This is a genomic window from Pseudomonas sp. GW821-FHT01A09 (assembly GCF_058986725.1).
This window is the reverse complement of record NZ_JBYSWB010000004.1, coordinates 308,125-329,969: the sequence shown is the minus strand read 5'-3', so window position 1 is coordinate 329,969 and position 21,845 is coordinate 308,125. Positions and strand designations below refer to the sequence as shown.

The following is a 21,845-nucleotide window of genomic DNA, read 5'->3' as shown; positions in this document are numbered from 1 at the left end:
GGAACTGACAATGAGCAAGCCTGTTCATCCTTGGGTGCAGCGTGTGGCGCCCTGGATCCTGCCGATATTGCTGCTCGGCAGCTGGCAACTAGCGGTAAGCGTCGGCTGGTTGTCGACGCGCATCCTGCCGGCCCCCAGTGCAGTCATCGAAGCCGGCGTAGCGCTGGTGCGCAGCGGCGAAATCTGGACCCACCTGGCAATCAGCGGTTATCGCGCCGGTGTCGGCTTTGTGATCGGCGGCAGCATCGGTTTGGCGCTGGGCTTCATCACCGGCCTGTCGAAATGGGGCGAACGCCTGCTCGACAGTTCGGTGCAGATGATTCGTAACGTCCCGCACCTGGCGCTGATCCCGTTGGTGATCCTGTGGTTCGGCATCGACGAGTCGGCGAAGATCTTCCTGGTGGCGTTGGGCACGGTGTTCCCGATCTACCTCAATACCTATCACGGCATTCGCAACGTCGATCCGGCGCTGGTGGAGATGTCTCGCAGCTACGGCCTGTCCGGCTTCGCCCTGTTCCGCCAGGTGATCCTGCCGGGTGCGCTGCCGTCGATCCTGGTGGGTGTGCGTTTCGCTCTGGGCTTCATGTGGCTGACGCTGATCGTCGCCGAAACCATCTCGGCCAGTTCAGGGATCGGTTATCTGGCGATGAACGCGCGGGAATTTCTGCAGACCGACGTGGTGGTACTGGCGATCGTCATGTATGCCATCCTCGGCAAGCTGGCTGATCTTGCGGCCCGCGGTCTGGAACGGGTGTGGCTGCGCTGGCACCCGGCCTATCAAGTCAAGGGAGGTGCGGCATGACCGTTCTCGCCGAACATTCCACCCAGTTGCTCAAGGGCATTCCCCTGGCGGTGCGCAAGTTGCGCAAGTCGTTTGGCCCGCGCCAGGTGCTCAAGGATATCGAGCTGCGCATTCCGGCGGGGCAGTTCGTGGCCATCGTCGGTCGCAGCGGCTGCGGCAAGAGTACCTTGCTGCGCCTGCTGGCCGGGCTCGACCAGCCGACCGAAGGCGAGTTGCTGGCCGGCAAGGCGCCGCTGAGCGATGCCCGTGAAGACACCCGTCTGATGTTCCAGGAAGCGCGTTTGCTGCCCTGGAAGAAGGTCATCGACAACGTCGGCCTGGGTCTCAAGGGCGACTGGCGACCCAAGGCCCTGCAAGCGCTGGAAGCGGTCGGCCTGAGTGATCGCGCCAACGAGTGGCCCGCAGGCCTGTCCGGTGGCCAGAAGCAGCGCGTGGCCCTGGCCCGTGCGCTGATTCACAAGCCGCGCCTGTTGTTGCTCGATGAGCCGCTGGGCGCGCTGGATGCCCTGACTCGTATCGAAATGCAGCAGTTGATCGAGCGTCTGTGGCAGGAGCATGGTTTTACCGTGCTGCTGGTCACCCATGACGTCAGTGAAGCCGTGGCCGTGGCCGACCGGGTGATCTTGATCGAGGAAGGCGAGATCGGCCTCGATCTGCTGGTCGACCTGCCTCGCCCGCGTGCCCGGGGCGCTTATGCCCTGGCGGCGCTGGAAGCTGAAGTGCTCAAGCGCGTGTTGTCGCTGCCCGGCAGCCCGCCCGAACCCGAACCCCCTTCGCCCCTGCCTACGCAATTGCGTTGGGCTTATTGATCCAAACCTCAAAGACAGGAAATACGCTCATGACTATCAAGGCTATCAACGTACGTAACCAGTTCAAAGGCACCATCAAGGAAATCGTCGAAGGCGACGTGCTGTCCGAAATCGACGTGCAGACCGCGTCGGGCATCGTCACTTCGGTGATCACCACCCGCTCGGTCAAGGAGCTGGAGCTGGTCGTCGGCAGCGAAGTGATCGCGTTCGTGAAGTCGACTGAAGTATCTATCGCCAAGCTGTGATCTGACGGTATAGGGCGCTATTCGGGGGCAAGCCCCCTCGCTACAGGGCGGTCATGCGATCTTGTAGCGAGGGGGCTTGCCCCCGAAAACCTCCGCCACGCCAAGACACTTCAGCGTTTGGGCAAATACGGCGGCAAATACAGCCCCAGATACGCCTCGAACACCCGCATGCCTTCCTCGGCCATGCGCGGGGTGATTGCGCCGTGCAACTGCACCGAGCGAGCATACACCCGATCTCCCAATTCCATTGCCAGCGCGAACACGTCGACTTCGTCGGTGATTCGTGGCAGTTCAAAGTGACGATCGAACAGCTGCTGCATCAGCGCGCCCAGTTCCAGATCATGTTGTCGATCGGCCTGCATCACCTCACTGAGCCCGTGCTGTGCCAGGATCAACTGGCGGGCGGCGCAGTCCTGGCTGTAGATCGCCAGCATCCGCTGCTCCACCAGCCGTGATAGATCCCGCCAGGTGACCAGTGCCTGATGATCGATCGGTGCCAGCAGGCAGGCGCGAAAGGCGGCGTGAATGTCCGCCGTCAGGGCTTCGAGCAGTGCGGGCACGTTGGCGAAGAAGTGATAGACCGACGACGGCGGAATCTGTGCGCGCTCCGCCACGCCGTAGATCGACAGGCTGGCGACCCCTTCGCTGGCCAGCACGGCACGCGCCGCGGCCAGTATCGACTCGATCCGCGCCTGGCTGCGGGCGCGCGGCTTGCGGGGGGTGGCAGGGCGATTCATGGCGGCTCTCCTGGGCATGGCGGCTGCATTGTAGCGTCAAGCCGGGAGGATTCGGCGCTTTCCCTGCGGGTCAGGGCGGTGGACGAACAGGGCATCCAGATCGCTGGTCTGCCCCAGTCCGGAGCTGGTCCAGTGGTGCGAGCGATGAATGTAATGGCGGTACAGCAGCGCTTGCTCGCTGGCGCTGAGCGCGGGCGTCGAGCTGCGGCCGCAGGCGTAGTCCAGCAGCTTGGCAGCGATGGGCTGCAGCGTTTCGGGGTAGTCGGGTTGCTTGAGCGGCGCCAGGGGCACGCCCGCGGCGACCGCCAGTTGATGCATGGCCTGCAGGTACACCCATGCCAGATCATTGCGAACGCTGCGCCGGCCTTCGACAGCAGCATGCACTTGAACTTCGTCGACGCGGTCACCGCGCGTGCTGCTGTATTTGTGGCTGGTCCAGGTCCGGATTTGCTGGTCGAAGCCATAGTCGGTCGGTGGCGTCACCGGCTGCTCCAGCAACGCCGCCGTGCGTTGGACACTGGGCGCGCTGTCGAGCGGGCGATGCGGGGCGATGCAGCTGCCATCGGGGCGAGTCAGGATGAGCCGCTCTTCCATCAGCGGCGGATAGCCGCCGCCGATATCGGCGTGGGCGCCGGGCAAAGGCAGGTCGAATGCGCCGGCACTCGACAGTGCAAAGTTGTATCGATGCTCATCGGCGGCCACCAGATGCACGATGCGCCGGGCCATGTCGGCGCTCAGGCGCAGGCGCGGCGGGGTGCCGGGACCCATGATCGAGGCGACCGTGTCGAACAGCCCGATAAAGCCGATGTGCGTTGAGAGGATTCTGTTGCTGCGCAGCGCGCGCGCCAATATGTCTTCGGCGCCAGCGCACACCTCATTGGCGAAATGCCGAGCGCAGGCGGCGCCGCGGCTGAAACCGAAGAGATCGATGATCAGGCTGTCGAGCTGTTGCCCAGGGTGTTGGCTGCCCCAGTGCTGGAGCAGTTCGCCGATGCCTTTATGAGCCTTGGCGACTGCGGCTTCCCAGCCCAGGCTGCCTATGCCGGTGGCCATGGCGAACAGCGAATCTTCTTCGTCCGCGCGGGTACCGATGCCTTCGATATACAAGCGCATCTGATGTTTTTCGGGGGCGTGAGGGTAAAGGGCGAACAGCTTGGCGACGTTGCTGGCATCGTCGTTGCGGGCGTTGGCGCGGTGGTTGCCGGTGCCGTCGAAAAAGATGCCCAGTTGCAGGGTGACAGTTGAGGTGGCTTGATTCATGACGCGCTTCCATCGATGTTAAATGGCCGCATCGTAGAAGGTGTTCGGGAGAATCGTAGGCGGCCGTTTCGCCGCTCAATGTAGGAGAGTTCCACCTACTCTTGACCCCTCTGTAGTGAGGGGGCTTGCCCCCGACGGCGCCGGTGCAGTCACCGTCGAGGTGTCTGGGAGGACGCTGTCGGGGGCAAGCCCCCTCGCTACAGTGGTCGGGTGTGTCGTTACACCGTATGCAAGTACCAGTTGTACTCGAGGTCGGAGATCGAGTGCTCGAACTCCTCCAGCTCGCTTTCCTTGCAGGCGACGAAGATATCGATGTACTTCGGATCGATATAACGCGCCATCACTTCGCTGTCGTCCAGCTCGCGCAGGGCATCGCGCAAGTTGTTGGGCAGGCTCTGCTCGTTCTGCTCGTAGGAGTTGCCTTCGACCGGGGCATTAGGCTCGATCTTGTTGGTCAGGCCGTGATGCACGCCCGCAAGTACCCCTGCCATCAGCAGATAGGGGTTGGCGTCGGCGCCCGCGACGCGGTGCTCGATACGCACGGCATCGGCGCTCCCGGTGGGCACGCGCAGGGCCACGGTACGGTTGTCCAAGCCCCAGCAGGGCGAGTTGGGCACGTAGAACTGCGAGCCGAAGCGCCGGTACGAGTTGACGTTCGGGCACAGGAAGGCCATCTGCGCCGGGAGGGTCTCGAGCACACCGCCGATCGCGTGACGCAATGCGGCGTTCTGCTCGGGATCCTCGCTGGTGAAGATGTTCTTGCCGTCCTTGTCGAGAATCGAGATGTGCACGTGCAGGCCGTTGCCCGCCTGGCCAGGGTAAGGCTTGGCCATGAAGGTGGTGTCCATCTCATGGTCGTAGGCGATGTTCTTGATCAGCCGCTTGAGCAGCACGGCATAGTCGCAGGCCTTGATCGGGTCGGCCACGTGATGCAGGTTGACCTCGAACTGCGCTGGGGCGCTTTCCTTGACGATGGCGTCTGCGGGGATGCCTTGCTCCTTGGCTCCTTCGAGGATGTCCTGAAGGCAGTCGACGTACTCGTCGAGGTCATCGATCAGGTAGACCTGGGTCGAATGCGGGCGCTTGCCTGAGATCGGCGAGCGAGGCGGCTGGGGACGTCCGTTCACGTTCTCCTGATCGATCAGGTAGAACTCCAGCTCGAACGCGGCGCAGATGGTCAGGCCCATTTCGTCGAACTTGGCCACCACCTGGCGCAGCACTTCGCGCGGGTCGGCGAAGAAGGGTTCGCCTTCGAGCTCGTGCATGGTCATCAGCAGTTGCGCGGTAGGGCGCTTTTGCCAGGGCTCGTTGGACAGGGTGTCAGGGATCGGATAGCAGATGCGGTCAGCATCGCCGATGTCCAGGCCCAGGCCAGTGCTTTCGACCGTGGAGCCGTTGATGTCCAGCGCGAAGAGGGAGGCCGGCAGGTTGATGCCTTTCTCGTAAACCTTGTGGAGACTGGTGCGTTCAATGCGCTTGCCGCGCACCACACCATTCATATCTGCGATCAGAAGGTCGACGTACAGAACCTCAGGATGTTCCTTAAGGAATGCGTTCGCTTCATTCAGCTGAACGGCACGCGGGGGTACCGACATGATGCAACACCTTTGTTGTTAAAAATATCAATCATTGGGCTACAGCAGGTTCAGTCAATCCGAAAGGACTGTTGAAGTCAAGCAAGCCCACTTTTGCCCTAAAAAAGCGCTGATTAGCCGTTTTTGCCGCAATTCAGGGCGCGGATGACGCGTTTTGCTACGGTATAACGGGCGGGCGGTAATGCCCCTGTTTCATTTATGACCGGGGTGTTGTGGAAAAAAATGAACAAGGCTAAGCTCGGCGGCAACCCATAACATCAAGAATAACGGGGGATACCATGTCGCATCGGCCGTCGAACGGCGTCAAGGGTTGCACTGAGCAGTTCAGATCTTTCCATTTTCACAGCAGGTTCGCCCGCTATTGGCGAACGATGTTGCGCACCGCTCGGCAACGCGGCTGGGCAGGGCAATCGCCCGCCATGGCGGCCGATATAATTGACAGCCCGCTCAAGCCCGCCACTTTCACTCTAGAACTCTATCGCCCCATTGGCCAAGTCTGCATGACTGGCCCGGCGAATCTTCGTGTCGCAGGCCATACTACCCTATCCCCGAGCATCCGCGTGGCCCGTGCCAGAGCCGCGCAATGGCACCTCGCGGCGGCCCCGGGCCTGGGTTTTGCACTGTTCGTGCAACAGCTGGTCACACAAAACGCACCGTATTGACGTATTTTTCAGCGCAGGGCCAATAGCCTTGAGTTGCAACCGAAGTACTGCAGCACCCAGCGACGCATCTGCGTCAAACAGCGCCCGCGCCGCCCATGGCCGGGTTTCTTGAGATCCTGAGGTCTTTATGAGCGCCAACCTCGACCAGCTCACCGATTGGTTGAAACAGCACAAGATTACCGAAGTCGAATGTCTGATCAGCGACCTGACCGGTATCACCCGCGGCAAGATCTCGCCGACCAACAAGTTCATCGCCGAAAAGGGCATGCGCTTGCCGGAAAGCGTCCTGCTGCAGACGGTCACCGGTGATTACGTCGAAGACGACATCTACTACGAATTGCTCGACCCGGCCGACATCGACATGATCTGCCGCCCCGACGAGAATGCGGTGTTTCTCGTGCCCTGGGCCATCGAGCCCACTGCCCAGGTGATCCACGACACTTACGACAAGCAAGGCAACCCTATCGAGCTGTCGCCGCGCAACGTGCTCAAGAAGGTCCTCAAGCTCTATTCCGATCGTGGCTGGCAGCCCATCGTCGCGCCGGAGATGGAGTTCTACCTGACCAAGCGCTGCGACGATCCGGACTTCCCCCTGCAGCCGCCAATCGGCCGTTCCGGGCGCCCGGAAACAGGTCGGCAGTCGTTCTCCATCGAGGCGGCCAACGAATTCGATCCGCTGTTCGAGGACGTCTACGACTGGTGCGAAGCCCAGCATCTGGACCTCGACACGCTGATCCACGAAGACGGCACGGCGCAGATGGAGATCAACTTCCGTCACGGCAACGCCTTGGCGCTGGCCGACCAGATCCTGGTGTTCAAACGCACCATGCGCGAGGCCGCGCTCAAGCACAATGTCGCCGCCACCTTCATGGCCAAGCCCATGACCGGCGAGCCCGGCAGTGCCATGCACCTGCACCAGAGCATCGTCGACCTGAACACCGGCAAGAACATCTTCGCCAACGAAGACGGCAGCATGAGCGAGCTGTTCCTGCACCACATCGGCGGCCTGCAAAAATTCATCCCCGAGCTGCTGCCGCTGTTCGCACCCAACGTCAACTCGTTCCGGCGCTTTCTGCCTGACACTTCTGCGCCGGTCAACGTCGAATGGGGCGTCGAGAACCGCACCGTGGGCCTGCGCGTGCCGGACGCCGTGCCGCAGAACCGCCGCGTCGAAAACCGCCTGCCGGGCGCCGACGCCAACCCTTATCTGGCCATTGCCGCCAGCCTGCTGTGCGGTTACATCGGCATGGTCGAGGGTCTCAATCCGAGCGCGCCGGTGCATGGCCGTGGCTACGAGCGCCGCAACCTGCGCCTGCCGTTGACCATCGAAGATGCCCTCGAGCGTATGGAAAACAGCAAGACCATCGAGAAGTACCTCGGGCGCAAATTCATCATCGGCTACGTCGCCGCCAAGCGCGCCGAGCACGAAAACTTCAAGCGCGTGATCAGTTCGTGGGAACGCGAGTTCCTGCTGTTCGCCGTCTGATCGCAGCGGGCCCGCCTTGGCTGGCGGGCCTTTCACAAGGAGCCGGCAATGAGCGTCAACAGCAACCCGCAAACCCGTCAGTGGCAAGAGCTCAGCAGCGAGCACCACCTGGCGCCCTTCAGCGATTATCAGCAGCTCAAGGAAAAAGGCCCGAGGATCATCACCAAGGCCAAAGGCGTGCACCTCTGGGACAGCGAAGACCACAAGATTCTCGACGGCATGGCCGGTCTCTGGTGCGTGGCTATCGGCTACGGTCGTGACGAACTGGCCGATGTCGCCGCCAAACAGATGCGCGAGCTGCCCTACTACAACCTGTTTTTCCAGACCGCTCACCCGCCGGTGCTGGAACTCGCCAAGGTGGTGTCCGAGCTGGCGCCCGCCGGCATGAGCCACGTGTTCTTCACCGGCTCCGGTTCCGAAGGCAACGACACCGTGCTGCGCCTGGTTCGCCACTACTGGGCGCTCAAGGGCCAGCCGCAGAAAAAGGTCATCATCAGCCGCATCAACGGTTACCACGGCTCCACCGTGGCTGGCGCCAGCCTGGGCGGCATGGTGGGCATGCATGAGCAGGGCGACCTGCCGATCCCCGGCATCGTCCACATCCCGCAGCCTTACTGGTTCGGCGAAGGCGGCGACATGACCCCGGACGAATTCGGCATCTGGGCCGCCGAGCAGTTGGAGCAGAAAATCCTCGAAGTCGGTGAAGACCAGGTCGCAGCCTTTATCGCCGAGCCGATCCAGGGCGCCGGCGGGGTGATCATCCCGCCGGACAGCTACTGGCCGAAGATCAAGGAGATCCTCGCCAAGTACGACATCCTGTTCGTGGCCGACGAGGTGATCACCGGTTTCGGTCGTACCGGCGAATGGTTCGGCAGCGACTACTACGATCTGCAACCCGATCTGATGACCATCGCCAAGGGCCTGACCTCGGGCTATATCCCCATGGGTGGCGTGATCGTGCGCGACGAAGTGGTCAAGGTCATCAGCGAGGGCGGCGATTTCAACCACGGCTTCACCTATTCCGGGCATCCGGTGGCGGCCGCCGTGGCGCTGGAGAACATCCGCATTCTGCGCTCCGAACACATAGTCACTCGTGTGAAAGAAGAAACGGCACCCTATTTGCAAAAGCGTTTGCGCGAGCTCGCCGATCACCCGCTGGTGGGCGAAGTCCGCGGCCTGGGGCTGTTGGGGGCGATCGAGCTGGTCCGCGACAAGGCCACTCGGGCGCGTTACGAAGGCGTGGGGGTGGGCATGATCTGCCGCCAGTTCTGCTTCGACAACGGCCTGATCATGCGCGCTGTCGGTGACACCATGATCATCGCGCCGTCGCTGGTGATCACCAAGGCTGAAATTGACGAGCTGCTGGACAAGGCCCGCAAGTGCCTCGATCTGACGCTCGAAGCAGTGAATGGCTAAATGCTAGGCTTGCCGGTGGGGCGCAAAGGTTGCTGGGGGCTCCCCGCCGGAACACACGTGATCGACCTAAAAGAATCTGGAGCATTACGCATGAAGAAATTTGGCAAGTCCCTCCTCGCCATGTCCCTGCTGGGCGTGGTTGCTGGTGTTGCGCACGCTGACGATAAAGTCCTGCACGTCTACAACTGGTCCGATTACATCGCGCCGGACACCACCAAGAAGTTCGAGGCGGCGACAGGGATCAAGGTTGTCTACGACGTGTACGACAGCAACGAGACTCTGGAAGCCAAGCTGCTGGCCGGCAAATCCGGTTACGACATCGTCGTGCCATCCAACAACTTCCTGGCCAAGCAGATCAAGGCCGGCGTCTACCTGACGCTGGACAAATCCAAGCTGAGCAACTACGGCAACCTCAACAAGAACCTGCTCAAGGCAGTGTCGGTCAGCGACCCGGACAACGCCCATGCCTTCCCGTATCTGTGGGGCACCATCGGCATCGGCTACAACCCGGACAAGGTCAAGGCCGCGCTGGGCGCCGACGCACCGACCAACTCCTGGGACCTGCTGTTCAAGCCTGAATACGCCGACAAGCTCAAGGGCTGCGGGATCAGCTTCCTCGATTCACCCACCGAAATGCTGCCGATCGCGCTGAAGTACCTGGGCTACCCGACCAACTCCCAGGACAAGAAGCAGATCGAAGAAGCCAAGAATCTGTACCTCAAGAACGTTCGCAAGGACGTCGCCTACTTCCATTCGTCCAAGTACATCTCGGACCTGGCCAACGGCAATATCTGCGTAGCCGTGGGTTATTCGGGTGACATCTTCCAGGCCAAGTCCCGCGCGGCTGAAGCCGGTGGCAAGGTCAAGATCGACTACAGCATTCCGAAGGAAGGCGCTGGCAGCTTCTATGACATGGTCGCCATTCCCAAGGATGCCGAAAACGTCGAAGGCGCCTACAAGTTCATGAACTTCCTGCTGCAGCCGGAAATCATGGCGGAGATCTCCAACGCCGTGTCCTACCCGAACGGCAACTCGGCTGCGACCCCGCTGGTTGACGAGGCCATCCGTGAAAACAAGGGCATCTACCCAGCCGACGACGTGCAAGCCAAGCTGTACGCCATCGCCGACCTGCCTGCCGCTACTCAGCGCGACATGACCCGCGCCTGGACTCAGATCAAAACGGGCAAGTAAGTCCGTCTGCCCTCGACCAGGCATCGCGATGCCTGGTCGAGTCGGCAAATCGATATTTCTTTTGCCGGAAGAGTTTTTCGACTGTACGGTACGCCGCTTTTCGCAGTTCGGCCGGCCGGATGACGCCTGACAACAGCACATCGAGAGGATCTCCCACTTGGCTATCTCTTTATTTCGCAAAGCATTGCTGGCAAGTGCCGGTCTGACGCTGGCCCTGAGCACCCAGGCCGCGCCCACCGTGCATATTTATAATTGGTCCGACTACATTGGCGAGACCACCCTGGCCGACTTCGAGAAGGCCACGGGCATCAAGCCGATCCAGGATGTGTTCGACTCCAACGAAACCCTCGAAGGCAAGCTGCTGGCCGGGCATACCGGCTACGACGTGGTGGTGCCGTCCAACCACTTCCTGGGCAAGCAGATCAAAGCGGGGGCTTTCCAGAAGCTCGACCGTTCGCAACTGCCCAACTGGCAGAACCTCGACCCGGCGCTGATGAAACGCCTCGAGGCCAACGACCCGGGCAACCAGTACGCCGTGCCTTACCTGTGGGGCACCAACGGCATCGGCTATAACGTCGACAAGGTCAAAAAGGCGCTGGGCGTCGACCATATCGATTCCTGGTCCGTGCTGTTCGAGCCGGAGAACATCAAGAAGCTGTCCAAGTGCGGTGTGGCCTTCCTCGACTCGGCGGACGAAATGATCCCCACGGTGCTCAACTACATGGGCCTGAACGCCAACAGCACTGACCCCGAGGACTACAAGAAGGTCGAAGCCAAACTGCTGGCCGTGCGGCCGTACGTGACCTACTTCAACTCGTCCAAATACATCACCGACCTCGCCAATGGCGATATCTGCGTGGCTGCCGGGTTCTCCGGCGACGTCTTCCAGGCCCGCGCACGTGCCCAGGAAGCCGGCAAGAACGTCAACATCGCCTACGCCATCCCCAAAGAGGGCGGCGCGCTGTGGTTCGACATGCTGGCCATCCCGGCGGACTCGCAAAACGTCAAGGAGGCTCACGCCTACATCAACTACATCCTGCAACCTGAGGTCATCGCCAAGGTCAGTGATTACGTGGGCTATGCCAACCCGACGCCGAAGTCCATCGAGTTCATGGACGCCAAGGTGCACAGCGATCCCACCGTGTACCCGTCCCAGCAAGTGCTCGACAAGATGTATGTGAGCACCGAGCTGCCACCCAAGATTCAACGCGTCATGACCCGTAGCTGGACCAAGGTCAAGACCGGCAAGTAATAGTCACCGGCCTGCGCCAAGGGCGCGGGCCACCCATTTTTGTGGAGAATCTCGTTAATGGCCGTTGCCTCCAGTGCCTATAAGAAAGCCCTCGAAGGCGACCGGACACCCAAGCAGGTGTTGGTCAAGATCGATCGGGTGACGAAGAAGTTCGATGAGACGGTCGCCGTGGACGACGTTTCCCTTGAGATCAAAAAGGGCGAGATATTCGCCCTGCTCGGTGGCTCGGGCTCGGGCAAGTCGACGCTGCTGCGCATGCTCGCCGGCTTCGAGCGGCCCACCGAAGGGCGGATCTTCCTCGACGGCGTCGATATCACCGACATGCCGCCGTACGAACGCCCGATCAACATGATGTTCCAGTCCTACGCGCTGTTCCCGCACATGACCGTGGCGCAGAACATCGCCTTCGGCCTCAAGCAGGACAAGATTCCCGCAGCCGAGATCGACGCCCGGGTGGCGGAAATGCTCAAGCTGGTGCAGATGAGCCAGTACGCCAAGCGCAAGCCCCATCAACTGTCGGGCGGGCAGCGTCAGCGCGTGGCGCTGGCCCGTTCGCTGGCCAAGCGTCCGAAACTACTGCTGCTCGACGAGCCCATGGGCGCGCTGGACAAAAAGCTGCGCTCGCAGATGCAGCTCGAACTGGTCGAGATCATCGAGCGCGTCGGGGTGACCTGCGTGATGGTGACCCACGATCAGGAAGAGGCCATGACCATGGCCCAGCGCATCGCCATCATGCACCTAGGCTGGATCGCCCAGATCGGCAGCCCCATCGATATCTATGAAACACCCACCAGCCGGCTGGTGTGCGAGTTCATCGGCAACGTCAACCTGTTCGACGGCGAAGTGATCGAGGACATGGAAGGCCACGCGCTGATCGCCAGCCCCGAGCTCGAACGCAGCATCTACGTGGGCCATGGCGTCAGCACCTCGGTGCAGGACAAGCGCGTGACCTACGCCATTCGCCCGGAAAAACTGCTGGTCACCACCGAGCAGCCTACCCACGAGTACAACTGGTCACGTGGCACCGTGCATGACATCGCCTACCTGGGCGGCCACTCGGTGTTCCACGTGCAATTGCCCTGCGGCAAGCTGGTGCAATCGTTCGTCGCCAACGCCGAGCGGCGCGGCGCCCGGCCGACCTGGGACGACGAAGTGTTCGTCTGGTGGGAGGATGACAGCGGCGTGGTACTGCGCTCATGACCGATCAATCCAAGGCCATGCGCAAGTTCAAGCGTCGCCTCGGCCGCTTGCTGCCCAACGGGCGCCAGGCGGTCATCGGTGTGCCGTTCATCTGGCTGTTCCTGTTCTTCATGCTGCCGTTCTTCATCGTCCTGAAGATCAGCTTCGCTGAAGCGGACGTGGCGATTCCGCCTTATACCGAAATCCTCACCTACCTCGACGACAAGCTGCAGATCGCCCTGAACATGGGCAACTACCTGCTGCTGACCGGCGACGACCTGTACATCGATGCCTATCTTGGCTCGTTGAAGATGGCCTTTATCAGCACGCTCCTGTGCCTGTTGATCGGCTATCCAATGGCCTACGCCATGTCGACGGCGAAAAAGGAGAGCCAGACGGTCCTGTTGCTGTTGATCATGATGCCGACCTGGACGGCCATCCTCATCCGCGTGTACGCCTGGATGGGCATCCTCAGCAACAACGGCCTGCTCAACGGCTTCTTGATGTGGACCGGCATCATCAGCCAGCCGATAGAGATCCTCAACACCAACCTGGCGGTGTACATCGGCATCGTCTATTCGTACCTGCCGTTCATGATCCTGCCGCTGTTCGCCAACCTGGTGAAGCATGATCAGAGCTTGCTCGAAGCGGCCTCGGACCTGGGCTCGAGCACCTTCAACAGCTTTTGGAAGATCACCGTGCCGCTGTCCAGGAACGGCATCATCGCCGGCTGCATGCTGGTGTTCATTCCGGTGGTGGGCGAGTTCGTCATCCCCGAGCTGCTGGGTGGCCCGGAAACCCTGATGATCGGCCGGGTGCTGTGGCAGGAATTCTTCAACAACCGCGACTGGCCGGTGGCCTCGGCGCTGGCGGTGGTGATGCTGGCAATCCTGATCATCCCGATCGTGCTGTTCAACCGCAGTCAGGCCAAGGAACTGGAGGGCAAGATATGAAAGGCTTCAAGTTCTCGCGGTTCATGCTGGTAGTGGGGCTGCTGTTCATCTACCTGCCGATGCTGATTCTGGTGATCTACTCGTTCAACGCCTCGCGGCTGGTGACGGTGTGGGGCGGTTGGTCGGTGAGCTGGTACACCGGCCTGCTCGATAACACGCAGTTGATCTCGTCCGTGGGCCGTTCGCTGCAGATTGCTGCGTGCACCGCAGTGTCGGCGGTGATCCTCGGCACCCTGGCGGCCTTTGTGTTGACCCGGGTGCCGCACTTCAAGGGGCGCACGCTGTTCGGCGGCATGGTCACGGCGCCGCTGGTGATGCCTGACGTGATCACCGGTCTGTCGCTGTTGCTGTTGTTCGTGGCGATGGCGCAGTGGATCGGCTGGCCCCAGGAACGCGGGCTGATGACTATCTGGATTGCCCACACTACCTTCTGTACCGCCTATGTGGCGGTGGTGGTGTCGTCGCGCCTGCGCGAGCTGGACCTGTCCATCGAAGAGGCGGCCATGGATCTGGGCGCGCGGCCGTGGAAGGTGTTCCTGCTGATCACCATCCCGATGATCGCGCCGTCGCTGGCGGCGGGGGCGATGATGTCGTTCGCCTTGTCGCTGGATGACCTGGTGCTGGCCAGCTTCGTGTCCGGGCCGGGGTCGACGACCTTGCCGATGGAGGTGTTCTCGGCGGTGCGCCTGGGCGTCAAGCCCGAGATCAACGCCGTGGCCAGTCTGATCCTGCTGGTGGTGTCGACCTTCACCTTTATCGTCTGGTACTTCACCCGTCGCTCCGAGCAGCAGCGGCGCAAGGCGATCCAGCTGGCGATCGAGGAAAGCGCGGCGGGTGGCGATCTGAAGCGCGATTCGCGTCGCGATCCTTCGCAGACGGTGGTATAGCCGATACACCTGTAGCGAGGGGGCTTGCCCCCGATTCGGGGAGGCTGAACCAGCCTGTCGGGGGCAAGCCCCCTCGCTACACAGTCCACGCTTTCCCCGGCCATATCTCAAGTTTTCGGAAACTCTCTATGCCCCCCGCCATATTCGATCCCGAAGCCCTGCGCGCCAGCCTCAAGCCATTGCTGGAGCGCAGCGCGCTGTCGAGCCCTGCGCACAGTTACCGACAGTTCTACGGACTCGATCTGGCCCATCGTCACGACTCGACAGAGTCCCTGCTCGGCCGCATGAGCGTCGGGCCGTTCGATATCGTCACGCAGTTGTGGCTGCCCGCGCGGCCAGTGGCGACGTTGTTCCTGCTGCATGGGTTTTACGATCACATGGGGCTGTATCGGCATGTGATCGATTGGGCGCTGGAGCAGCGGTTCGCGGTCATCGCCTGCGACTTGCCCGGGCACGGGCTGTCCAGCGGCGCGCGGGCGAGCATCGACGATTTTGGTCACTATCAGCAGGTGTTGCAGGGGCTGTTCGCCGAGGCCGAGCAGTTGCAGCTGCCTCAGCCGTGGCATCTGTGCGGGCAGAGTACCGGGGGCGCTATCGCGGTCGATCACTTGCTGCATTGCGGCGCGGATACGCCGATCCAGGGCCAGACCGTGTTGCTGGCGCCCTTGGTGCGGCCGCGGGCCTGGGGCTGGTCGAAGTTGAGCTATCGGTTGCTCAAGCCCTTCGTGTCCGGCATCGACCGGCGTTTCAGCGAGAACACCAACGACCCGGCGTTCATGCCGTTTCTGCAGGCCGATCCGCTGCAGCCAATGCGTTTGCCCACGGCCTGGGTCGGGGCGCTGGTGAAGTGGGTGGCGCGGATCGAAGCGGCGCCGACCTGCCAACGCTCGCCGCTGATCGTTCAGGGCGACGCCGATATGACGGTGGACTGGCAGCACAACCTGCAAGTGCTGCGCAGCAAGTTCGATCAGCCACGGGTGTTGATGCTGCCCCAGGCGAAGCATCATCTGGCCAACGAGTTGCCGCAGTACCGCCAGGAATATTTTGCATTCCTGCAGGCCGCCCTTGGTAGCGAGGGGGCTTGCCCCCGATAAGGCTGGTCTGCCAGGCGAGGTGTGTCAGTTGCATTTTTCGGGAGCAAGCTCCCTCGCTACAGGGTTGGTATCAGGGCTGCCCCACCGCCAGCCCTGCACGAATCGCCGCCAGCGCTGCCTGGTAATAAGCCTTGCCCTCGGCGGACTCGGCGAAGGTGACGAATTCTTCGAGCTCCAGATCGCTCAGGTCGCGATACACGTACAGCAAGGTGTTAGGCAGCTCGGTGCTGATCTGGTCCATGAGCCTTTGCCGTTGGCCGTCGAGCATGCCCTGCGCCTGACCGGCACCCAGCAGGCCGGGGATCATCTGGCTGAGGCTGTCGGCCGCGACACCAGCGATGGCCAGGCTGACTTCGGCGCCGGCCTCGCGAGCGGGCAGGGCGGTGGCCAGGTGGCCGATCAGCAGCACGCGATCATCGCTGGCCTGAATGTGCGGCAGGCCCTGAGCGTTCTTGGCCAGTTGATCCTTGCGGGTGGCGAGCAATTCGGCAGCGACGATCTTGTGCCCCAATGGCGAATCGAAGAAGGTCAACGCGGGCACCGGGTCGGCGAGCGTCTGGCGCAATTTGCCCTCGGCACGGCTGTCCATGGCCTGGGCGGCGAAGCGTTTGTTGCTGTTGTTGACCAGCGCCTGGAACACCGCCGGCGGCAGGCTGTTGCTGTAGCGTTGCTGAGCGGCGGTGAGAGCGTCGTTGAAATGCGCGCGTTGTTCTGGCCAACCGGCGACCTTGTACAACTGGTCATGGTTGTCTGCCCACGCGGGCATGGTGCAGAACATGATGAGCAACAAACACAAACGACGCATATAGACTCCTGTCGGCAGGCCGCTATTGTCCTTGGGCCGGCGTGGCTTTGTCGAGATTTGCGCACGCCTGGCGCCCATGAAACATTTGCAGGTCGTCGGTAGCCAAGTGGCGCTGTCGGTTTTGCGGGCTTCTGGATACTATGCGCGCCATGCCCATATCCCTTGATGACCCTCTGCTGTTGCGCATTGTCGATGACCTGGCCGAACGCGGCTGGTCGCAGCAGAACCTGTTCCTGCCTCAGGGTCTGACCCTGGAACTGGCGGCCGAGTGCCGTAAACGTTCGCGTGCCGGCGAATTGGCCCCGGCGGCGGTGGGGCGCGGTCTCAGTCAGGAGGTGCGCGAAGGCATCCGCGGGGACCGCATCCAGTGGATCGAACCCGGTGAAACCGCCCCGTGCGACCAATACCTGCAGATCATGGACAGCCTGCGCGAAGCACTCAATCGCAGCCTGTTCATGGGGCTGGAAGAATTCGAAGCGCATTTTGCCCTGTATCCGCCAGGGGCGTTCTACCGTCGGCATCTGGACCGCTTTCGCGATGACGACAGCCGCATGGTTTCGGCGGTGCTGTACCTCAACACCGGATGGGTGCCGGGGGATGGCGGCGAACTGCGCATGTACCTCAAGGGCGAGGTCGCGCACGACGTAGCGCCCATTGGCGGCAGCCTGGTGGTGTTTTTGTCCGGCGACATGCCCCATGAAGTGCTCCCGGCCGAGCGAGATCGGCTGTCACTCACGGGCTGGTTCCGGCGCCGCCCCAACGAGCCTTTCTGATATGCACAAGATCCTCGTCAGTCGTTGCTTGCTCGGCCACCCGGTGCGTTATGACGGCGGCTCCAGCGGGCCGTTCGATCGCTTGGCGGCCTGGCAGGCCGAAGGCCGGGTGGTGGGCCTGTGTCCGGAGGTGGCCGGCGGTTTGCCGACGCCGCGTCCACCCGCCGAAATTCCAGGCGGGCAGGGCACCGCGGTGCTGGCCGGCGAGGCGCAGGTGGTGACGGTACAGGGTGAGGATTTCACCGCGGCCTTCGTGCGCGGCGCCGAGATCGCCTTGCGCCAGGTGCGCGAACAGGGGATTCGCATCGCCATTCTCAAAGCCAACAGCCCGTCGTGCGGCAATCGCGAGACTTATGACGGCTCGTTCAGTGGCGTGCGGGTGCGCGGTGAAGGGGTGACTGCGGCGCTGCTGCGCCGCGAGGGGGTGCAGGTGTTCAATGAGCATGAATTGGATGAGGCCGCGTCGGCCCTGTTGAATCTCGATGATGCGATCACTCTGTGGTGAGGGGGCTTGCTCCCGAGGGGCTGGTCCTGCCTACCAAGGAGTGCCAGTGCCGGCCCCTCGGGAGCAAGCCCCCTCACCACCGGTGATCTGGATTCACATACTGCCGTGCTGACGGTGAAAATCGTGCATGAACTCAGTCAACTTCTCCACCGCCTGCAGCGACAGCGCGTTATAGATCGACGCCCGTACCCCGCCAATCGCGCGATGCCCTTCCAGCCCTGAGAACCCCAGCGCCCGGCTCTGTTCGAAGAACGCTTGCTGCAACTGTGCATTGGGCAGATTGAACGCCACGTTCATGGTCGAGCGATCCTCGCGTGCCGCCCAGCCACGATAGAAGTCCTCGGCGTTATCCAGCGCGCTGTAGAGCAGCTCGGCCTTGTTGCGGTTGATCTGCGCCATCCTCTCCAGACCGCCAACGTCGTTGAGCAGCCAGCGGGTCACCAGCAGCACCACATAGATGGCGAACACCGGCGGTGTATTGAGATTGGAGCGTGCCTCGATGTGTTTGCGGTAGTTGAGGAACGACGGCAGATCCTCCGAGGCCTGCTGAGCGATCTCGTCCTTGACCAGCACCACGGTCACGCCGGCCGGGCCGATGTTCTTTTGCGCGTGGGCGTAGATCACCGAAAACTTCTCGGCGTCGCAGGGCTTGGAGAGAAAGTCCGAAGACATGTCGCAGATCCGCGGCACGTCATCGCGGCCCAGCACCCGATGGAATTGCAGGCCTTCTACCGTTTCGTTGGCGACGTAATGCAGGTAAGGCGCATCGGCCGAGAAACTCAGCTCGTCATCGGTGGGCAGGCGATTGAAGCCGTAGGACTCACCGCTCCAGATGGTCTTCACCGGGCCTTCTCGGCGCGCTTCGGCGATCACCTTGCGGCTCCAGTAGCCGGAGTCGATGTACTCGGCAGGGTGCTCCTTGCCGCGCAGCAAGGTCATGGGCACCATCGAGAACTGTTGAGTGGCGCCGCCCTGCAGGAACAGCACGTGGTAGTTCTCGGACAGGCCCAGCAGGGTGCGGATATTGCGCTCGGCTTCGTCGACGACGGCGGCGAACCAGTCAGAGCGATGGCTGATGCCCAGGATCGACAGGCCGGTTTCCGGCACCTCGACGATGGACTGTTGAACCTGTGCCAGCACAGTCTCCGGCAAGGCCCCAGGGCCACCGGAGAAATTCAAGGCATTGCGCGGATTCGTCGACATAAACCAAGGGATTCCAGATCAGCTGATGGTCCTCCTGGCGTGGTCTGCGGCGCGGCGCATGAGCAGGTCCCGGAGGGCGTTCTTTACTTTTTGCATGTGGTACTGCTTGTTCGGGAACACGCTTTCCAGGTCCATGGAATGGATCACCATGGCCGGGTCGATCTCGAACACCAACAACTCGCCGTCACGGGTCTCGGCACAATCGATGCCGAGGTAATCGAGCCCGGTGCGCTCGGCAATCGCCTGCAAGGCGCCGGCGTGACGTGCAGCGAACGCCGGAAAATCGTCGAGGAATCGCGCCTCTTCCGCTCTGCGCTGCGGGTCTTCGTACATCCGCGCGTTGAGGTAGTGAATCATCCAATTTTCTGACGTCGCCATATGGCAGGCATAAGGTGTGCCATCAATGAGAAACACCCGGGCTTTTCTGAACAGGCCATCGGCTTTGCTGTAGTCGACGAAGCGCGCCAGGAAGTATTCGTCGGCCTCTACGCGGCCCAGATAGCCCTGGATGGCTTCGGCGGATTCGACGCGCTCCAGGCCATGGCCACCGTGGGTGCCGACCGGGCGCAGGATGATCGGAAAATTGACGCCCTGGGTGGCGCTGGCCAGCTCAAGGCTGCCGGCGGCGATGGCCTGCAGGGTATCCGGGGCAATGCGCTGCACCGGGCACATCACCAGGTCGGGCACGCCCTGCAGCAGCAGGCTGGCGGTCTGGCGCTCCGATTGCGGGACTCGCCCGGGCGGATTGATGATCGGCCGCGGCCAGTTGGCCAAGGGCGCCTCGAGCTGGGCGAGGGCCTCGAAGGTGCTGTCGGCGGCGCTGATGCCGACCAGCAGCACATCGTGTTCGGGGATCGGCGCCGTCAAAGGCGCGTCGGGGCTGACGTAGTAGTAGATGAGCTCGATATCGCTGTTTTCCAGCAAGCAGTCGATCGGCACGTTGGCCGACAGCTCGCCAGGGACCATCAGCATCAGCAGCGTCAGGCGCCGGGGTTGCTTGGGAGCTATACGGTAGACGCGTTGCATGCTCAGCGCCTGAGCTTGAATCTGCAGGCCCAGTTCCTGCTCGTTAAGGCACAGCAGAACGGTGGAGAGGTTCAGCCATAGCTCGGGATCGTCAGGGTGCAGTTGCGCCAGATCGAGCATTTCAGCGGCCTGCAGGCTGAAATCGATACCGGCGATGCTCATGCGCAGGAAAGGCGCCAAACCGATGAAGGCGGTGGCCGGTGGCTGTTCCGGGGCCGGGATGAAGGTGGTCGGGTTCAAGGTCATATCCCCGCAGCAGGCAGCGTTGGAAAAATGAAATGACTTTAACATGTCGCCTGCAGTTATTAGGAAAGGTCCTACGCTTGGCTCGGAACCCTCTGACAGCCATTTTTTCTCAGTGGACCTACCCTCGTTACCTTTACGCGAGGCATCTCGATGCGTTTGACCACAGCTCTATTGATCGGCTTTCTGGTAAGTGGATGTGCAGGGGCACTGGAGCCAGGCAATCATCAATCCATCAACCGAAAAGGCGAACCTGATCCTGGCAGCGATGCATGGGGGCCGGGCGCGGCCGATTGGTATCGATGCCACTTCGAGCCACACTTGAGTGAATGCCCTGGCCGAGGCGCCGAGCAATAAAAAAGGGAGGCCACCCGGGCCTCCCTCTTTCAACGCTTCAGCGCAATCAGAACAGTACGCGGCAACGAATGGTGCCGTTGACCTGTTGCAGTTTTTCCTGAGCCAGGTCGGAATACTCGGCATCGACGTCGATGACCACATAACCGACTTTCTCGTTGGTCTGCAGGAACTGACCGGAGATGTTGATGCCGTTTTCGGCGAACACCTTGTTGATCTCGCTCAGCACGCCCGGGACGTTCTCGTGGATGTGCAGCAGGCGGTGCTTGCCAGGGTGAGCGGGCAGGGCCACTTCCGGGAAGTTGACCGACGACACCGAAGTACCGTTGTCGCTGTACTTGACCAGCTTCTCCGCCACTTCCAGACCGATGTTGGCCTGGGCTTCAGCGGTAGAGCCGCCGATGTGCGGGGTCAGGATGACGTTGTCGAGGCCGCGCAGCGGGCTTTCGAAGACGTCATCGTTGGAGCGCGGCTCGATCGGGAACACATCGATGGCGGCGCCGATCAGGTGCTTGTCCTTGATCGCGTCGGCCAGGGCGTTCAGCTCGACCACGGTGCCGCGGGCGGCGTTGATCAGGATCGCGCCTTTTTTCATGGAGCGGATTTCTTTCTCGCCGATCATCCACTGGGTGGACGGCAGCTCGGGCACGTGCAGCGAGACGATATCGGCCAGGCCCAGCAGCTCGGTCAGGCTGGTGACCTGGGTGGCGTTGCCCAGCGGCAGCTTGGTCAGCGGGTCGAAGAAGAACACCTGCATGCCCAGGCCTTCAGCCAGTACCGACAGTTGCGTACCGATCGAGCCGTAGCCGACGATGCCCAGCTTCTTGCCGCGGATCTCGAAGGAGTTGGCCGCGCTCTTGATCCAGCCGCCACGGTGGCAGGAGGCGTTTTTCTCGGGGATGCCGCGCAGCAGCAGGATGGCTTCGGCCAGCACCAGTTCGGCCACCGAGCGGGTGTTGGAGTACGGCGCGTTGAACACGGCGATGCCACGCTCGCGGGCGGCATTCAGGTCGACCTGGTTGGTGCCGATGCAGAAGCAGCCGACCGCGACCAGCTTCTTGGCGGCGTCGAACATCTCTTCGGTCAGCTGGGTGCGCGAGCGGATACCGATGAAATGAGCGTCAGCGATCTTTTCCTTGAGCTCGGCTTCCGGCAGCGACTTGGTGTGATATTCGATGCTGGTGTAGCCGGCGGCCTTGAGGACGTCGACGGCGGATTGATGGACGCCTTCGAGAAGAAGGAACTTGATCTTGCTCTTGTCGAGGGAAGTCTTGCTCATCTGCGTAAACCTGTGTCCCGGAGAAATTGGCAGTAGTGAAGCGCGGCGCCAACGGTCGAAAGCTCGATTGGCGGGGGGCGTATGCTAGC

20 protein-coding genes are annotated in these 21,845 nt (G+C 62.0%); 13 read left to right on the top strand and 7 right to left on the bottom strand.

Annotated features, from left to right (window positions below; translation table 11 throughout):
* Positions 1–10 precede the first annotated feature (10 nt).
* From ssuC to AC3WJP_RS07630, 3 genes are read left to right on the top strand one after another with little or no spacing between them, the layout of a single operon-like run.
* On the top strand, positions 11–802 hold the full coding sequence (gene ssuC / locus AC3WJP_RS07640; RefSeq protein ID WP_493720376.1) for an aliphatic sulfonate ABC transporter permease SsuC: 792 nt from the start codon (positions 11–13) through the stop codon (positions 800–802).
* Positions 799–1,611, top strand: a complete 813-nt coding sequence (ssuB, locus tag AC3WJP_RS07635) for an aliphatic sulfonates ABC transporter ATP-binding protein (protein WP_493720377.1) — start codon at positions 799–801, stop codon at positions 1,609–1,611. Before ssuC ends, ssuB begins: the two co-directional genes overlap by 4 nt.
* A 29-nt stretch (positions 1,612–1,640) precedes the next feature.
* Positions 1,641–1,856 (top strand): TOBE domain-containing protein, encoded by a 216-nt coding sequence (locus AC3WJP_RS07630; protein ID WP_020291765.1) that lies wholly within the window; start codon positions 1,641–1,643, stop codon positions 1,854–1,856.
* Between the two features lie 110 nt (positions 1,857–1,966).
* Here the strand turns inward: AC3WJP_RS07630 and AC3WJP_RS07625 are convergent, their stop codons facing one another.
* The 3 genes from AC3WJP_RS07625 to AC3WJP_RS07615 form a co-directional block, all read right to left on the bottom strand.
* Positions 1,967–2,593, bottom strand: coding sequence for a TetR/AcrR family transcriptional regulator (locus tag AC3WJP_RS07625; protein WP_493720378.1), 627 nt, complete (start codon positions 2,591–2,593; stop codon positions 1,967–1,969).
* Positions 2,594–2,629: 36 nt separating this feature from the next.
* On the bottom strand, positions 2,630–3,853 hold the full coding sequence (locus AC3WJP_RS07620; protein ID WP_493720379.1) for a T6SS phospholipase effector Tle1-like catalytic domain-containing protein: 1,224 nt from the start codon (positions 3,851–3,853) through the stop codon (positions 2,630–2,632).
* 218 nt (positions 3,854–4,071) lie between these two features.
* A complete protein-coding gene (locus tag AC3WJP_RS07615) occupies positions 4,072–5,448 on the bottom strand; it encodes a glutamine synthetase family protein (RefSeq protein ID WP_493720380.1) in 1,377 nt (458 codons plus the stop codon).
* Positions 5,449–6,237: 789 nt separating this feature from the next.
* On the opposite strand from AC3WJP_RS07615, the gene AC3WJP_RS07610 reads away from it, so the two are divergent.
* The 8 genes from AC3WJP_RS07610 to bipL all read left to right on the top strand — a co-directional run bounded on the left by AC3WJP_RS07610 (position 6,238) and on the right by bipL (position 15,568).
* Entirely contained in the window at positions 6,238–7,596 is a 1,359-nt protein-coding gene (locus AC3WJP_RS07610) for a glutamine synthetase family protein (RefSeq protein ID WP_493720381.1), read from the top strand.
* A gap of 48 nt (positions 7,597–7,644) precedes the next feature.
* Positions 7,645–9,012 carry an aspartate aminotransferase family protein gene (locus tag AC3WJP_RS07605; RefSeq protein WP_493720382.1) on the top strand — a complete coding sequence of 456 codons (1,368 nt, stop codon included), beginning with the start codon at positions 7,645–7,647 and terminating at the stop codon, positions 9,010–9,012.
* A 90-nt stretch (positions 9,013–9,102) separates the two neighbouring features.
* Positions 9,103–10,203, top strand: a complete 1,101-nt coding sequence (locus AC3WJP_RS07600; protein ID WP_493720383.1) for a polyamine ABC transporter substrate-binding protein — start codon at positions 9,103–9,105, stop codon at positions 10,201–10,203.
* A 157-nt stretch (positions 10,204–10,360) separates the two neighbouring features.
* Positions 10,361–11,455: a polyamine ABC transporter substrate-binding protein gene (locus AC3WJP_RS07595; protein WP_493720384.1), complete on the top strand. Its 1,095-nt coding sequence runs from the start codon at positions 10,361–10,363 to the stop codon at positions 11,453–11,455.
* A gap of 57 nt (positions 11,456–11,512) precedes the next feature.
* Entirely contained in the window at positions 11,513–12,655 is a 1,143-nt protein-coding gene (gene potA / locus AC3WJP_RS07590; RefSeq protein WP_493720385.1) for a polyamine ABC transporter ATP-binding protein, read from the top strand.
* A 50-nt stretch (positions 12,656–12,705) separates the two neighbouring features.
* Positions 12,706–13,587, top strand: a complete 882-nt coding sequence (locus AC3WJP_RS07585) for an ABC transporter permease subunit (protein ID WP_493720624.1) — start codon at positions 12,706–12,708, stop codon at positions 13,585–13,587.
* Positions 13,584–14,474, top strand: a complete 891-nt coding sequence (locus tag AC3WJP_RS07580; RefSeq protein ID WP_493720386.1) for an ABC transporter permease subunit — start codon at positions 13,584–13,586, stop codon at positions 14,472–14,474. Before AC3WJP_RS07585 ends, AC3WJP_RS07580 begins: the two co-directional genes overlap by 4 nt.
* Positions 14,475–14,602: 128 nt before the next feature.
* The gene (gene bipL, locus AC3WJP_RS07575; RefSeq protein ID WP_493720387.1) at positions 14,603–15,568 is read left to right on the top strand and encodes a phospholipase BipL; all 966 of its coding nucleotides are present in this window, start codon (positions 14,603–14,605) and stop codon (positions 15,566–15,568) included.
* A gap of 70 nt (positions 15,569–15,638) precedes the next feature.
* Here bipL and AC3WJP_RS07570 read toward each other — a convergent pair whose 3' ends face one another.
* On the bottom strand, positions 15,639–16,373 hold the full coding sequence (locus tag AC3WJP_RS07570; RefSeq protein ID WP_493720388.1) for a hypothetical protein: 735 nt from the start codon (positions 16,371–16,373) through the stop codon (positions 15,639–15,641).
* 140 nt (positions 16,374–16,513) lie between these two features.
* Here AC3WJP_RS07570 and AC3WJP_RS07565 point away from each other — a divergent pair, with 140 nt between their 5' ends.
* Together AC3WJP_RS07565 and AC3WJP_RS07560 are read left to right on the top strand one after the other, a co-directional pair.
* Entirely contained in the window at positions 16,514–17,146 is a 633-nt protein-coding gene (locus AC3WJP_RS07565; protein ID WP_493720389.1) for a 2OG-Fe(II) oxygenase, read from the top strand.
* 1 nt (position 17,147) lies between these two features.
* On the top strand, positions 17,148–17,651 hold the full coding sequence (locus AC3WJP_RS07560) for a 2-thiouracil desulfurase family protein (RefSeq protein WP_493720390.1): 504 nt from the start codon (positions 17,148–17,150) through the stop codon (positions 17,649–17,651).
* Positions 17,652–17,744: 93 nt separating this feature from the next.
* Here AC3WJP_RS07560 and AC3WJP_RS07555 read toward each other — a convergent pair whose 3' ends face one another.
* The 3 genes from AC3WJP_RS07555 to serA all read right to left on the bottom strand — a co-directional run bounded on the left by AC3WJP_RS07555 (position 17,745) and on the right by serA (position 21,756).
* The gene (locus AC3WJP_RS07555; protein ID WP_493720391.1) at positions 17,745–18,854 is read right to left on the bottom strand and encodes a phosphoserine transaminase; all 1,110 of its coding nucleotides are present in this window, start codon (positions 18,852–18,854) and stop codon (positions 17,745–17,747) included.
* Between the two features lie 18 nt (positions 18,855–18,872).
* Positions 18,873–20,120 carry an ATP-grasp domain-containing protein gene (locus AC3WJP_RS07550; RefSeq protein ID WP_493720392.1) on the bottom strand — a complete coding sequence of 416 codons (1,248 nt, stop codon included), beginning with the start codon at positions 20,118–20,120 and terminating at the stop codon, positions 18,873–18,875.
* Between the two features lie 406 nt (positions 20,121–20,526).
* Positions 20,527–21,756 (bottom strand): phosphoglycerate dehydrogenase, encoded by a 1,230-nt coding sequence (gene serA / locus AC3WJP_RS07545; RefSeq protein WP_493720393.1) that lies wholly within the window; start codon positions 21,754–21,756, stop codon positions 20,527–20,529.
* Positions 21,757–21,845 lie beyond the last annotated feature (89 nt).